Source organism: Polynucleobacter sp. 31A-FELB, assembly GCF_018882405.1.
Classification (GTDB): domain Bacteria; phylum Pseudomonadota; class Gammaproteobacteria; order Burkholderiales; family Burkholderiaceae; genus Polynucleobacter.
Genome location: NZ_JACVOO010000010.1, coordinates 1 through 12,978, shown reverse-complemented (window position 1 = coordinate 12,978; position 12,978 = coordinate 1). Strand labels below are relative to the sequence as shown.

At 47.2% G+C, this 12,978-nt stretch carries 15 protein-coding genes; 8 read left to right on the top strand and 7 right to left on the bottom strand.

What is annotated here, in order from left to right; translation table 11 throughout:
- Positions 1-30: 30 nt before the first annotated feature.
- A complete protein-coding gene (locus ICN30_RS07320; protein ID WP_216180775.1) occupies positions 31-1,176 on the bottom strand; it encodes an L-lactate dehydrogenase in 1,146 nt (381 codons plus the stop codon).
- Positions 1,177-1,324: 148 nt separating this feature from the next.
- Between ICN30_RS07320 and ICN30_RS07315 the strand changes: the two genes are divergently transcribed.
- Together ICN30_RS07315 and ICN30_RS07310 are read left to right on the top strand one after the other, a co-directional pair.
- Positions 1,325-2,233, top strand: a complete 909-nt coding sequence (locus ICN30_RS07315) for a DMT family transporter (protein WP_216274443.1) — start codon at positions 1,325-1,327, stop codon at positions 2,231-2,233.
- A gap of 104 nt (positions 2,234-2,337) precedes the next feature.
- Positions 2,338-3,486, top strand: a complete 1,149-nt coding sequence (locus ICN30_RS07310; RefSeq protein ID WP_216180781.1) for an aminotransferase class V-fold PLP-dependent enzyme — start codon at positions 2,338-2,340, stop codon at positions 3,484-3,486.
- A 43-nt stretch (positions 3,487-3,529) separates the two neighbouring features.
- On the opposite strand, the gene ICN30_RS07305 is transcribed toward ICN30_RS07310, so the two are convergent.
- Positions 3,530-4,180, bottom strand: a complete 651-nt coding sequence (locus ICN30_RS07305; RefSeq protein ID WP_216274442.1) for an FABP family protein — start codon at positions 4,178-4,180, stop codon at positions 3,530-3,532.
- Positions 4,181-4,261: 81 nt separating this feature from the next.
- Here ICN30_RS07305 and ICN30_RS07300 point away from each other — a divergent pair, with 81 nt between their 5' ends.
- Entirely contained in the window at positions 4,262-4,546 is a 285-nt protein-coding gene (locus ICN30_RS07300) for a protein tyrosine phosphatase (protein ID WP_216274441.1), read from the top strand.
- A gap of 11 nt (positions 4,547-4,557) precedes the next feature.
- Here ICN30_RS07300 and ICN30_RS07295 read toward each other — a convergent pair whose 3' ends face one another.
- Both ICN30_RS07295 and ICN30_RS07290 read right to left on the bottom strand, forming a co-directional pair.
- A complete protein-coding gene (locus ICN30_RS07295) occupies positions 4,558-5,538 on the bottom strand; it encodes a DMT family transporter (protein WP_216274440.1) in 981 nt (326 codons plus the stop codon).
- Positions 5,539-5,544: 6 nt separating this feature from the next.
- Positions 5,545-6,426: an NAD(P)H-hydrate dehydratase gene (locus tag ICN30_RS07290; protein WP_216274439.1), complete on the bottom strand. Its 882-nt coding sequence runs from the start codon at positions 6,424-6,426 to the stop codon at positions 5,545-5,547.
- A 62-nt stretch (positions 6,427-6,488) separates the two neighbouring features.
- Between ICN30_RS07290 and ICN30_RS07285 the strand changes: the two genes are divergently transcribed.
- On the top strand, positions 6,489-7,904 hold the full coding sequence (locus tag ICN30_RS07285; RefSeq protein ID WP_216274437.1) for an MBL fold metallo-hydrolase RNA specificity domain-containing protein: 1,416 nt from the start codon (positions 6,489-6,491) through the stop codon (positions 7,902-7,904).
- Between the two features lie 3 nt (positions 7,905-7,907).
- Here the strand turns inward: ICN30_RS07285 and ICN30_RS07280 are convergent, their stop codons facing one another.
- Positions 7,908-8,639: an ABC transporter substrate-binding protein gene (locus ICN30_RS07280; RefSeq protein ID WP_216274436.1), complete on the bottom strand. Its 732-nt coding sequence runs from the start codon at positions 8,637-8,639 to the stop codon at positions 7,908-7,910.
- Positions 8,640-8,712: 73 nt separating this feature from the next.
- The gene (locus ICN30_RS07275) at positions 8,713-8,913 is read right to left on the bottom strand and encodes a hypothetical protein (RefSeq protein WP_216180804.1); all 201 of its coding nucleotides are present in this window, start codon (positions 8,911-8,913) and stop codon (positions 8,713-8,715) included.
- Positions 8,914-9,120: 207 nt separating this feature from the next.
- On the opposite strand from ICN30_RS07275, the gene ICN30_RS07270 reads away from it, so the two are divergent.
- From ICN30_RS07270 to ICN30_RS07260, 3 genes are read left to right on the top strand one after another with little or no spacing between them, the layout of a single operon-like run.
- A complete protein-coding gene (locus ICN30_RS07270) occupies positions 9,121-9,978 on the top strand; it encodes an LOG family protein (RefSeq protein ID WP_216274434.1) in 858 nt (285 codons plus the stop codon).
- A 37-nt stretch (positions 9,979-10,015) separates the two neighbouring features.
- Positions 10,016-10,531 (top strand): hypothetical protein, encoded by a 516-nt coding sequence (locus tag ICN30_RS07265; protein ID WP_216274432.1) that lies wholly within the window; start codon positions 10,016-10,018, stop codon positions 10,529-10,531.
- Positions 10,532-10,534: 3 nt separating this feature from the next.
- Positions 10,535-11,752: an aminoacetone oxidase family FAD-binding enzyme gene (locus ICN30_RS07260; protein WP_216274430.1), complete on the top strand. Its 1,218-nt coding sequence runs from the start codon at positions 10,535-10,537 to the stop codon at positions 11,750-11,752.
- Positions 11,753-11,779: 27 nt separating this feature from the next.
- On the opposite strand, the gene ICN30_RS07255 is transcribed toward ICN30_RS07260, so the two are convergent.
- Positions 11,780-12,169, bottom strand: a complete 390-nt coding sequence (locus ICN30_RS07255; RefSeq protein WP_216274428.1) for a group II truncated hemoglobin — start codon at positions 12,167-12,169, stop codon at positions 11,780-11,782.
- Between the two features lie 116 nt (positions 12,170-12,285).
- Between ICN30_RS07255 and ICN30_RS07250 the strand changes: the two genes are divergently transcribed.
- On the top strand, positions 12,286-12,813 hold the full coding sequence (locus ICN30_RS07250) for a phasin family protein (RefSeq protein WP_216274426.1): 528 nt from the start codon (positions 12,286-12,288) through the stop codon (positions 12,811-12,813).
- The last annotated feature ends 165 nt before the right edge of the window (positions 12,814-12,978 follow it).

Below are 12,978 nucleotides of genomic sequence, written 5' to 3'. Positions count from 1 at the left end.
AATTCGGGGGAATTGGCTAAGTATGAAATATTAAAAAGTCCCTGGATACAAAATATCTTTAGTCACATTCTGAATATCACGGTGTCCTGTAAACGCCATTGTGATATCCAATTCATTGTGAATAATGTCGAGGCATTTGGTAACACCAGCTTCGCCCATCGCACCCAAGCCATAAAGGAAGGGGCGGCCAATCATCGTACCGCGTGCACCAAGTGCCCAAGCTTTCAATACGTCTTGGCCAGACCGAATGCCGCCATCCATCCACACTTCAATATCTTTGCCAACTGCATTGACGATGCCAGGCAAAGCTTTAATGCTGGAGATGGCGCCATCTAACTGACGGCCACCATGATTGGAAACAATCAAAGCATCGGCGCCGGAGTTGGCAGCAAAACGCGCATCCTCTTCATCCAAGATGCCTTTAATGATTAGCTTGCCGCCCCAGAGTTTTTTGATCCACTCCACATCATCCCAGCTCAGGCCTGGATCAAACTGTTCAGCAGTCCAAGAGGAGAGGGAAGACATGTTGCCAACGCCGGTAGCATGACCAACAATATTGCGAAAGGTTCTGCGAGGAGTCATTGCCATACCCATACACCAGCGTGGCTTGGTCATCATGTTGATCATGTTGGCAATAGTCAGCTTTGGAGGTGCAGACAAACCATTTTTTAAATCTTTATGGCGTTGTCCCAAAATCTGTAAATCCAAAGTTAGTACAAGGGCAGAGCATTTGGCAGCTTTGGCGCGTTCAATGAGGCGCTCAATAAAGCCACGGTCTTTCATGACATAGAGCTGAAACCAAAACGGTTTAGTGGTTCGCTCTGCCACATCCTCAATTGAGCAAATACTCATGGTGGATAAGCAGAAAGGAACGCCAAACTTTTCAGCGGCACGGGCAGCCAAAATTTCACCATCAGCGTGTTGCATGCCGGTTAAACCAGTTGGTGCAAGCGCTACAGGCATTGCAACCTCTTGACCCACCATGGTTGTTTTGGTGGTGCGATTAGTCATATCTACAGCAACGCGCTGGCGCAGTTTGATCTTCTGAAAATCGGATTCGTTGGCTCGGTAGGTAGATTCAGTCCATGACCCGGAGTCTGCATAGTCATAGAACATCTTAGGGGTGCGTTTTTGATGCAGAACTCGTAAATCTTCAATATTGGTGATGATTGCCACTAAAACCCCTTTGTATATTGCCAATGCCAGATGTCTGGCGCTAATTTAAGCTCTATCTTAGCAATACCAGGCAATTTGTTTCTACAATGCGTAGGCAAGGCCCTTCTTGGGGCTCAAAATACCCATTTATTCACCTAAATCCTCCTGAATGCCTCAATTACCCCTGTCGACCGTCTTTTATTTAACGCTAGCCACCATTCTTTGGGCGGGTAATGCGATAGCTGGGCGAGTGTTAGTGGGGAGTATTTCGCCAATAAGCCTAAGTGCAGTTCGGTGGGGGCTGGCAGCTCTCATATTGCTCCCTTTAGGCTGGAAAGTGTTCAAGCCGAGCAGTGCCCTCTGGCAAAACAAAGGCCGCTTCTTAGTCTTGGGGCTTTTGGGTGTGGGTAGCTATAACGTGCTGCTCTATCTTGCCCTGCAAACTTCAACTGCAATTAATGTCACGCTCATCGGTGCCAGCATGCCGATTTGGATGCTTTTTATCGGCGCCGTCTTTTATAAGGTGAGGCCAACGCTCTTGCAGATGGTGGGTGCAGTTGTTTCTTTGGTTGGGGTTACGGTAGTTCTGACGCGTGGTGAGCCAACTAGCCTGCTGAGCATGGAGGTGGTGATGGGTGATTTACTCATTATGTTGGCCACAATTCTTTGGGCTTTCTATAGCTGGATGATTAGTCGCCCAGGGGAGAGTACTGAACGTCAATGGCCATGGGCTGAGTTTTTGATGGCTCAGGTCTTAATTGGTTTTATGTGGACGATGTTATTTGAAGGTGCTGAGATTGCCACGGGACATGCCTTTATTGATCTCAATTACTGGACTGGGGCATTGATTGTTTTTGTAGCAATCGGACCATCATTAATTGCTTATCGATGCTGGGGCTTGGGGGTTAATGGTGCAGGTCCAACCGTAGCGGCATTCTTTGCCAATCTCATTCCTTTGTTCACCGCATTACTCTCGGCAGCTATTTTGGGTGATCCACCCCAGCTTTTTCATGGCCTGGCTTTTGCCCTGATTGTTATCGGAATACTGGTCTCCTCTACGGCTAAAAGAAGTAGCTAACCCATCTCATTTGCTCAAAAAGCCCGTTTTCAGAGGGTGAGTACCCAAACAGCGCTAAATCAGTATCATTTAGGGCTAATCACTCGATTTACTAGGAAATTACTATGCCAGGCTTACTCCCGAATGTTGATCCAGACGGTTTATTAGAGTTTTCGGTTGTTTATACAGACCGCTCGCTCAACCATATGTCTGAAGAATTCAAAAAAGTCATGGTGGATATCTCTAGTGTCCTGAAGGATGCTTATAACGCTAGCTCGGCAGTCATCGTTCCGGGAAGCGGCACTTTCGGTATGGAAGCAGTTGCCCGCCAATTTGCCAATAATGAAAAGTGCCTTGTATTGCGCAACGGTTGGTTTAGCTATCGTTGGACTCAGATTTTTGATCTAGCCAATATTACCCAGGACATTACTGTTCTCAAAGGGAAGCAATTGGAAGATACTGCGCAGGGTGTTTTTGCTCCGGCGCCGATTGAAGAAGTGGTAGCCTTCATTAAGAAAGAAAAGCCAGCAGTTGTTTTCGCTCCTCACGTAGAAACGTCTGCCGGAATTATTTTGCCGGATGACTATCTCAAAGCGGTTGGCGAAGCAGTTCGTTCAGTCAATGGTTTGTTTGTCCTGGATTGCATCGCTTCAGGTGCAATGTGGGTAGATATGAAGGCTTGCAATGTTGACGTGGTGATTACGGCGCCTCAAAAAGGCTGGAGTAGCTCACCTTGCTGTGCCTTGATTGCCATGGGCGACAGAGCACGCGAGCGTATTGAGTCTACACAAAGCAGCAGCTTCTCAATGGACCTTAAGAAGTGGCTCCAAATTATGGAAGCGTATGAAAAGGGTGGTCACGTGTATCACACCACCATGCCAACAGACGCACTCAAAATCTTGCGCAATGTAATGAAAGAAACTCAGGCTTTGGGTTTTGCCGCACTGAAAGCGAAGCAACAAGAGTTGGGTGACAAGGTTCGCGCCTTATTGGTATCGAATGGCTATCACTCAGTTTCAGCAAAAGGCTTTCAGTCTCCTGGCGTAGTAGTGAGCTATACCAAGGATCCAGAAATTCAATCAGGCAAGAAATTTATTGCGCTGGGTTTGCAGACTGCTGCTGGTGTGCCATTGCAGTGTGACGAGCGCCCAGACTTCCGCACTTTCCGAATTGGTTTATTTGGTCTAGAGAAGTTGGCTCATGTTGACCGTACTGTTGGTCATCTTGCAGCAGCTCTAGAAAAGATTACTGAGACTGAAGCGCAGCCAGCTTAAGTGGCAAAAAAGAGTAAGAAAAAAGAGTAATAAGAAAGCCGTCTTAGGACGGCTTTTTCATTGCCTCTAGCGCCAAAGGGTTGGGAGTGGCTTCACCAACCTTAGTAAGTACATTCGTATCCAGATGATGGAAGGGCTCATCCTGACCTTTGATCATCATGACCGTGTCTTGCTCGTAAGACCAAGTGCCATCTTCCAAAATGGTCACCATGATGCGGTACTCAATGGTTTTAAATGCGTAGTCCAAAAATGGGCTTGAAGAGATCCCGGCAGTTGGATCATCAATTTTGGCAACGCACTCAAACTGGGTTGCGCTGGTAGAGGCTTTGCCTGTTGCCATCGTGATCATGCCGCGAGGAATCGTGAGGGTGTGAACTATGGATCCAGTCGCAGGCTCCCAAAGCCAATAGCCAACTTGATCATGATAGGTTTTGACTTGATCAGGCTTGGTGATGTGGAGGTGATAGCGCAAGCCATAAAACAACTGCGGCCCATTGGTTTGCGGATCAATTGGCTGCATCTCAATACGCTCGGTATAAACCTGCTTCTTTGGACCTTCAGCCTTAGGCTTAATGTCCAAGCCCCGTTGACCTTCCCAGATCCCAGCAAGGCGGGTAAGGGGTCCTAGGTTTTCTAGGGTATTGATTGAGTATCCCTGGGGCTCTGTATAGATATCGGCGGGAAAAGAGTTCATGAGGAAGCCTTGGTTAAATGAAGCATTAATGGCAAATAATTGAGTATTATCAAATTATCCACAAACCTTATGGAGTCTCAAATGAATACTCGCTTTGCAAAACTTACTTTGGCCACACTCATTTCCGCCTCTATTGGTTTATCACCGTTGACAGTGATGGCGGCTGATCCAGCACCAGCTCCTGCGCCAGCGGCAGCTCCAGCAGTGGCGCCTACTACTCCAGCACCTGCTGCCCAGCCAGAGAAGGCTGCTAAGAAGTCTAAGAAGCAGACTAAGAAAGATAAAAAAGCAGAGAAGAAGGCTAAGAAAAAATCAAAGAAAAAAACTAAAGCCGCACAAGAGCCTGCAGCAGCTCCGCAACAATAAATTCGCGGTAATTAAGTTAGGGGGTCGGATCCCTCAAGGTCTAAGGGCTTTGTGGAATTCAGCCCCTTTTGCTTTTCTGGCGCATTGTTGCGTACCAGCAGCCACATCGCCCCCATCACCAAACTCATCCCGCCCACCTGAATCCAGGTGATTGGTTCGGACAACACAATCCAGCCCATAAATAGCGTTGAGACGGGGCCCAGTATTCCGGCTTGCGCAACGAGGGGTGAGCCGATGCGATTGATCGCAATCATGATTAACAGCATCGGAATGACGGTGCACAGACTGGCATTGAGTAGGCTGAGCCAATAGATCTGATGTACCTGTACAAATACAGCCGCGGGATCGTAAATCAGAATTTGAATGACGCTCAGAAGCGCAGATGCGGAACTAGCGTAGACCACTAAGCGCACGCTACCTACGCGCTTCACCATTTCTCCGGAACCAATCATGTAGATTGCATATGAACATGCGCTGGCAAAGACCAGCAACATGCCGAGCACAGCCAAAGAACCCGTCGAGCTGGCATCCTGAATGAAGACCACAATCACACCAAGATATCCAACAACAAGCGCATACCATTGCAAGCGACTAATAGATTTATTTAATACAAAATAAGAAATCAACAAGACGATAGTTGGAGTGAGATAAAGAACAATGCGTTCTAAGCCAACGGAAATATATTGCAGCCCCAGAAAGTCTAGGTAACTGGAAAGAAAGTAGCCCATAAATCCCAAGGCAAATATCTTCACCTGATCTCGCCAAGTTAGCGGACTCATGGCTTGTCTGCGTGCTTGCCACCAATAAATTCCCCAGAAAAGAGGGAGGGCCATCAGCATCCGCAAGGCAATTAAGGTCTCCGCATTTGCGCCATAGCCAAATGCGAGCTTGATCAGAATCGCTTTTCCGGAAAATAGAACTGAGCCCAAGCCGGCCATAAAGAGACCGTAGACATAACGACGATGTTGCAGAATTCCGCTGGCTGATTGCATGCTGTTTTATAACAGCTTATTCAGAAGACTCCGCATTTCCAAAATGACCTCTGATGGAGTAAGTCCAATCGGACCAATGTCCTTAGCTACCAAACTATCCGCTGCTGATGCATGGAGTTGAACCCCAATGCAGCCAGCCTCCCACAGATTGAGATTGTGATGCAGCCCTTGGGCGGCGATCGCTGCAATCGTGCCGGTTAACACATCGCCCATTCCACCGACGGCCATACCGGGATTACCTTCCGCGCATTGCACTGCTAAATGAGTAGGAGAGGCAATCAGCGTATGTTGGCCTTTGAGAACCACAATGGAGTTGGTGAGTCTGACTAATTCAGATAGGGCTCCAAGTCGGTTTGCCTGGATATCCGAAGCTGTCGTATTCAGAAGATGTGCGGCTTCACCAGGATGTGGAGTCAAAATACTCATGCCCGGAAGCGCCTGATTGCGTTCTTTCAGTAGATCCAGATACTCGGGGGTATCGGCAATGAGATTGAGCGCATCAGCATCGATGACTAGCGGAACTTTTGGGTAGCGTAAAGAAGCTATCAACCAATCCCGAGCCAGCGCAGAAAAACCTAAGCCAGGTCCAATTGCAATTACATCGGGTGCGGTAGCTTCTAATTGTTCTTGGGCATTAAAGCTGGCCAAGCGAACCATGAGCTCGGCCTGTTCTGGCATAGCATGAGCGGCTGTAGGGTCGAGCATTTCCAGAATAGTCCAGCCGGCTCCTAAGTGAAGTGCAGCGCTGCCAGACAACATCAGGGCGCCAGCCATGCCAGGTGCACCGCCAATCAGTAGCACCTTGCCAGCATTCCCTTTATGTTCTGAGGGTGCTCGTTTAAGACGAGTGATCAGCTCGAGAGATCTCAGTTCGGTAGGGGGATTCATTTGAATAGTATCGCTCTAATGAGTGGCTTAACAATGGATTTTATCGGGAGTATCCTTTAACAATGAAAATACAATTTCTTGGTGCAGCAGGCGAGGTTACCGGTTCAAGGCATTCTGTTGAGGCTCTTGTGGGTGGGCGTGAAATTCGCTTCATGGTGGACTTTGGCATGTTTCAGGGTGGGCGCGAGGCAACCGCAAAGAATCTCGAGCCTTTACCGTTTTCCCCTAAAGAAATTGATTTCGTCGTGCTAACGCATGCACACATTGATCACAGCGGCTTATTACCCAGACTCTGTGCTCAAGGTTTTACGGGCCCCATTTATTGCACTGATGCGACATTTGAGCTGCTAAAAATTATGCTCCCCGACAGCGCGCATTTGCAGCGCTCTGATGTAGAGCGGGCAGAGCGTAGACAAAAGGCTGGTAAGTGGCGCGGTGAGCTACCGGTGGCTTTGTACTCTATGGAGGAGGCGGAGCTTGCTCTTGGGCAATGCGAAATACTTCCTTATGGAAAAACGCTAGAACTGAGCCGAGGCATTAATCTCGAGTTTCAGAATGCGGGGCATATTCTGGGATCAGCAATTGCCGTGATCGATGTTACCGAAGATCATGCCAAGACAAAGCGCTGTGTTTTTTCTGGGGATATTGGCATGAAGGGGAAGCTATTGATGCCCGATCCCACTAGGATCGAGCAGGCTGATGTAGTAGTAGTGGAGTCAACCTATGGTGATCGGCTGCATAAAACTTTGGCAGATACCGAGTCTGAATTCATTGATGTCATCACTAGCACCTTGAGTGCACATGGCAATATTGTGATCCCCGCATTTGCTGTGGGTCGTACTCAAGAGATTTTGTTTCTACTGATTGATTTGGTGAGGCGCAATTTATTGCCTCATCTCAGTATTTGGGTTGACTCTCCAATGGCGACCGCCGCTACTCATTTGACTCAGCATTTCTTTTCGCAGTTGGATAAAGAGTCACAGTCAACCTTTGAATGGTTTAAAAAGAACCCAGGTGCAGTAGATCTGAGGTTCATAGCAGACGTAGAAGAATCTAAGGCCTTGAACAAGATCAAGGGCGGGGCAATTATTATTTCAGCGAGCGGTATGTGTGACGCAGGCCGCATTGTTCATCATTTGCAGAATAATTTGCCGCACGCGCAAAATGCAATTGTGATTACTGGATTTCAGGCCTATGGCAGCTTAGGTCGTCGCTTGGTGGATAAGGCGGCTAAGGTGCGCCTCTTTGGTGAAGAGGTTGCGGTTCGCGCTTCGATTCATACAATTGGTGGCTTATCCGCCCATGCTGATCAGGCTGGACTATTGGATTGGTTGCGAGGTTTTAAATCAGCACCGCAATCCGTGTTTGTAGTTCATGGAGAGCCCGAGGCTTCTGCCGTTTTAGCCCAATCAATCCGGGAAGAGTTGGAGTGGAAGAATGTCATTATTCCAGAGCGCTTACATTCTTACACTTGCTGATATTTAATCAGCTACTTTAGCGCCCTGAACCTTGTGACGGAGCATTGCCTCGGCAATAAGCCCAGAATTTTTTAGCTCCTGAATCACGCTACTGAGGTAGGCGGTTATTTTTTCAAAATCGACCCGCGCCTTAGGCGTGCCAATGGCCTGATTGATCACCATAAATCTACCTGGAAGCATACGTAAGCCTTCATAACGTTGCGCATCACTCTCTAATTGCTGCTTCACTCCGGCGGCAACGTTTCCAGACCCGGACATAAAGTCATCCACCACTGCTTGGGAATTGGCGGAACGTAGCAGGCTGGCTTGTTTGATTTCACGAGTAAGGTAAAGATCGTAAGCGCTGCCTTTGCCAACAACAATCTCATTACCAGCAACATCAACATCTTCATTCTTGGTCAGCGGAGAAGAGTCTTTCACCATATAGGCGCCTTCAATCTGGATATATGCAGGGGTGTAACTGATGTCTGCTCCACGAACGGGGTCAATTGCCACAAATACCAAATCCACATCTCCTGCCTTAACGGCATCAACCGTGGCGCCCGCCATTTGATAGCAGGTAAAAGTAATTGGGAGCTCTAATTTGCTAGCAATGTGATTTGCTATGTCGACAGTAATACCTTTGGGGGTATCTCCATCTAAGCTGGCCAACAGGGGGTTGCCTAAATTGATGCCAACTCGCAAGCTGCCAGTTGGGGCAAAAGAGCTGAGTAATGAAGGATCGAGTTTATTCATTGGAGGGGGGGGTGACTAAAAATAGTTATAAAAAAACCGCGGCGAACCGCGGCTTATTTTTCTCGAGAAGAGATTATTTCTTAGCGTCAGCTGCTGGAGCTGCTGCAGGTGCAACTGGAGCTGCAGGAGCATCTTTCTTAGCTTCTTCCATGTGTGCTGCTTCAGCACCATGCTTCTCGCCACCCATATCAATGTCGCCGTCGCCTTTGAGGAGTAAATAGGCTGTGGCACCAACTAATACTAGTACCATGATGATGATTGAACGGTTGCTCATTGCTTTTCCTTCGGTTTGGTTAATATCCTCTAATATTAACTCCTGAAGCGCTGGCGGTAAATCCGAATAAGCCCTAGATGCCAAATTAATGCAATATTCTAGGTAGTAATACTGATTTAGAGGTGATCTCCCTCAGCCTCATTGGCTCAGTGATAATGACCAGGATTCAAGGCAGACCATTTTAAAGCTTGGAATAAAGGCGCAAATATGAGTCCAAGACTCCCCGTAAATAACTCCCAAACCATTACTGATTTTCTGAATCTGCAGAAAAGCCAACTGGCGGAAGATACTTCTGAAGACTCCTATCGATTTGCTTTTGATGATCAGGCTTTTTTAGCTCGCCGTGAAACTTTAGGTCTGCGTTTTCAGCTGGAGTTATTGAAGCCAGAAATACTCTTGCATGAGCGTGGCATTGAGCACACGATTACCGTCTTTGGGTCCACTCGCTTTGTGAGCTCTGAAAAAGCGCAAGAGTTAGAAAAGAATGCAAAAACAGGGGAAGCCATAGCCGAGGCTCAGCAAGCATTGCTTCACTGCAAGTACTACGATTCCGCAAGAGAATTCGGGGCAATCGTTGCGGGCTATAACGCCACCCAATCTGAAGATCGAAATAAATTGCATATTGCTACGGGCGGTGGCCCCGGAATTATGGAGGCTGCAAATCGTGGTGCGTTTGAAGCGGGGGATCAGAGTATTGGTTTTAATATCAGCTTGCCTCGAGAGCAGCACCCCAACCCCTATCTCACGCCTGGTTTGAGTTTTCGCTTCCACTATTTCGCTATTCGCAAAATGCATTTCATGCTCAGGGCGAGGGCGATTGTTGCCTATCCAGGGGGCTTTGGCTCTTTTGATGAGTTGTTTGAGGTTTTAACCTTGATGCAAACCAAAAAGGTAGAGCGTTTTCCGATCATTTTGGTTGGAAAGACATTTTGGCAAGAGGTTGTTAGCTTCAAGCGGATGTTGGAGTATGGGGTAATAGATCAAGTGGATATGGATTTAATCCACTTTGTGGAGACTGCGCCTGAGGCTTGGGCGGTGATTCGCGACTGGTATCAGTTGGCCTAAATGCGCATGAGAACTGTAAAATAGGTACTCAGACACTATGACTATCTCCAATACCGTACACCTGACCTCCGAACTGGATCTGCCGGCCTATTTGTTCGGTATTGCCATGCTTTTAGTTGTGATGCTAGTGCATGGAGTTGCCTTGCTTCAAATTGCAAAGCGCTACGAGGTGAAGTCATTTCTGTATCTTTCAGAGCATAAGTACTCTTCGGTGGCTTTCGTTTTTTATGTCAGCGTACTGTGTTTATTTTTGATCCATCTCTTTGAGATCGTTCTTTGGGGAATCTCATTGAGAGCATTTAATCTCTTGCCTAATTTAGGTGAGAGCATTTTGTTTAGTGGCAGCACCTATACGGCGATGGGCTTTATGGACGACCTCCTGCCAAATGGTTGGAAGATGTTGGCAGTCATTATTGCCTTCTCCGGAATGTTTGCTTTTGCTTGGACTGCATCCGTCATGATCTCCATGACTAAGAATTTCCGTCAAGCCTACACCCGTTTGCATATGCAAAAACTCAAGCTGCCATCTGAAGTTATTGAACGCTACAAGTGAGTCATGACTAAATCTTGGGATGCCATCGTCATCGGTGGCGGTGCAGCTGGGCTATTTTGCGCTGGCGTTGCTGGCCAGTTGGGTAAAAAAGTATTAGTACTGGACCATGCCGACGTCTTGTGTGAAAAAATTCGCATCAGTGGCGGAGGTCGATGTAACTTCACCAATCTACACAGCAGTCCAGCAAATTTTCTCTCCCTAAATCCGAACTTTGTAAAAAGTGCTTTAGCTCGCTATCCCGCAAATGAGTTCATTAAGCTGGTCCAGTCTTATCGCATTGCCTATCACGAGAAACATCAAGGGCAGTTATTTTGTGATGACTCTGCCAAGCAGATCATTGAGATGTTACTGGGGGAGTGCGCTAAGGGACGCGTTGATATTCGTCATCCGGTTACGGTGGAGTCGATATCCAATGAAGCTGGCACATGGATCGTGAAGACCAATACTGGCATCGAAAGATCCAAGTCTATCGTGATGGCAACAGGCGGCTTACCGGTTCCTGCAATTGGTGCAACAGCTTATTCCTTGGATATCGCCAAGCAATTTGGATTGAAGATAGTTGATCCACGTCCTGCATTGGTGCCGCTGTCATTTACTTCAGGTGAGTTCGATAATCTGATTGAGTTGTCGGGTCTCAGTTTGCCAGTTCGTATTGCTTCAGGATCAAAGGGGCATCGCTATGGCGCTTGTCGCTTTAATGAAGATCTACTCCTAACGCACAAAGGCCTTTCAGGCCCCGCAGTCTTGCAGGCGAGTAGCTATTGGGCCGAGGGTGAGGCAATACACATTGATTGGCTTGGTGCCGTCGAAGCCAATGGGCGCTTCACCTGTGATGAGTTATTCGATAACGAGGATAACCGCCTCAAACTCACTGAAAATATCTTAGCTTCAGTGATGCCACTACGCTTGGCAAAAGCATTTGCTGAGCAGAAAAATCTCTTAGGCAAAAAGTGGGCCGAGGTTTCTAAAAAGGATCGTCAGGCGCTCAAAGAGCTCATCACTAATTGGTCGGTAAAGCCCGCAGGAACGCTGGGCTGGAAAAAGGCTGAGGTGATGTTGGGTGGAGTTGATACCAAAGATCTAGATGGGCAAACCATGATGGCTCGAAATCATCCTGGCCTGTATTTCATTGGTGAGTGTCTTGATGTCACTGGGCACCTTGGAGGTCACAACTTCCAGTGGGCCTGGGCTAGTGGCTTTGCTTGTGCCCAATCCCTTTAAGGATTTCTTAAAAATCCCAGCAATCTATTAGTTTGGCTGGTTTCTCATCCAGTCAGCGGTATTGAAGAAAGACTCTTCTAGCTGAGCGCCGATCTGGCCATCAATACCGCAATCTTCCATCGCGCGATACATGCAGGCTAACCATTGATTTCGTTCCTTAAGACCAATCTTGAATGGTAGATGTCTGGCCCGCAACATTGGGTGACCATATTTGGGGGAGTAAACGTCTGGGCCTCCCAACCATCCTGATAAAAAGAGTTTGAGCTTATCTCTTGAGCTCGTGAGATCTTCCGAATGCATGGCTCGCAATTCTGCGAAGGGCTCTTCTAGCGCCATCAAATCATAGAAACGGTCGACCAATTCTTCAACCTTTTCAGCGCCACCAATAATCTCGTAAGGGTTTTTTCGTTCACTCATGCCCTAATTTTAATGCCTATAAAGCAGGGAATTGGCAAGTCTCGATTTTGGGTATAGAGTGGAAGAATAGCTTTACTGGTTACTGAAACCCCTAATACACCTAAAGGAGAGTGGTAATGGATAAAAAAGATATACAAGCATGGCAACAAGAAAAGGCAAAAGAGTTATTTGCGTACTCCCATAAATTGCTGGATGCTGCTAAAGATCTGAGCGCACACCATCTAGAAGAAATGCAGTGGGGCATGAAAAATGCGATGGAGAGCGCTAAGTCTGCAGCCAAGAATGATCTTGCTAAGCTTAAAGAGTTGCAAGAATCTGCAACTAAAGAAGCTGCAAAGCGCGCAACCGTATATCAAAAGAAAGTGAAGTCCGTTCTAAAAGATATTGGCGATGATGCAGCTGATGGTACTGAAAAACATCTAGAAAAAGTACGTAGCTCATTAGTGAGCTGGCTTGAAGATGTTGAAGACAAAATTCCAGGCCATGCTGATAAGTTATCTAAGGTAGTTCATGACATGTCGACCGCAGGGCAAAAGATGTTTAAAGAGGGTCGAAAAATTGTTAATCAGGTGGCCGATGCTGCTGAGAAAAACATAGAAGAGCATCTTAGGCAATCATCTGAAACAAAGAAGAAGTCTAAGTAATTAGGCTCCTCACCAAGCCAGTAAAAAGCCACCCCAATTGACCTCCTCCCAATAAATTGGACACCCTAAATTAGAAAAAATCGGCGATATTATCCCTAAGGAGGGGTGCGCCATGAAGAGGTCAAAGTTCACAGAAGAGCAGATTGCTTTTGCATTGCATCAAGT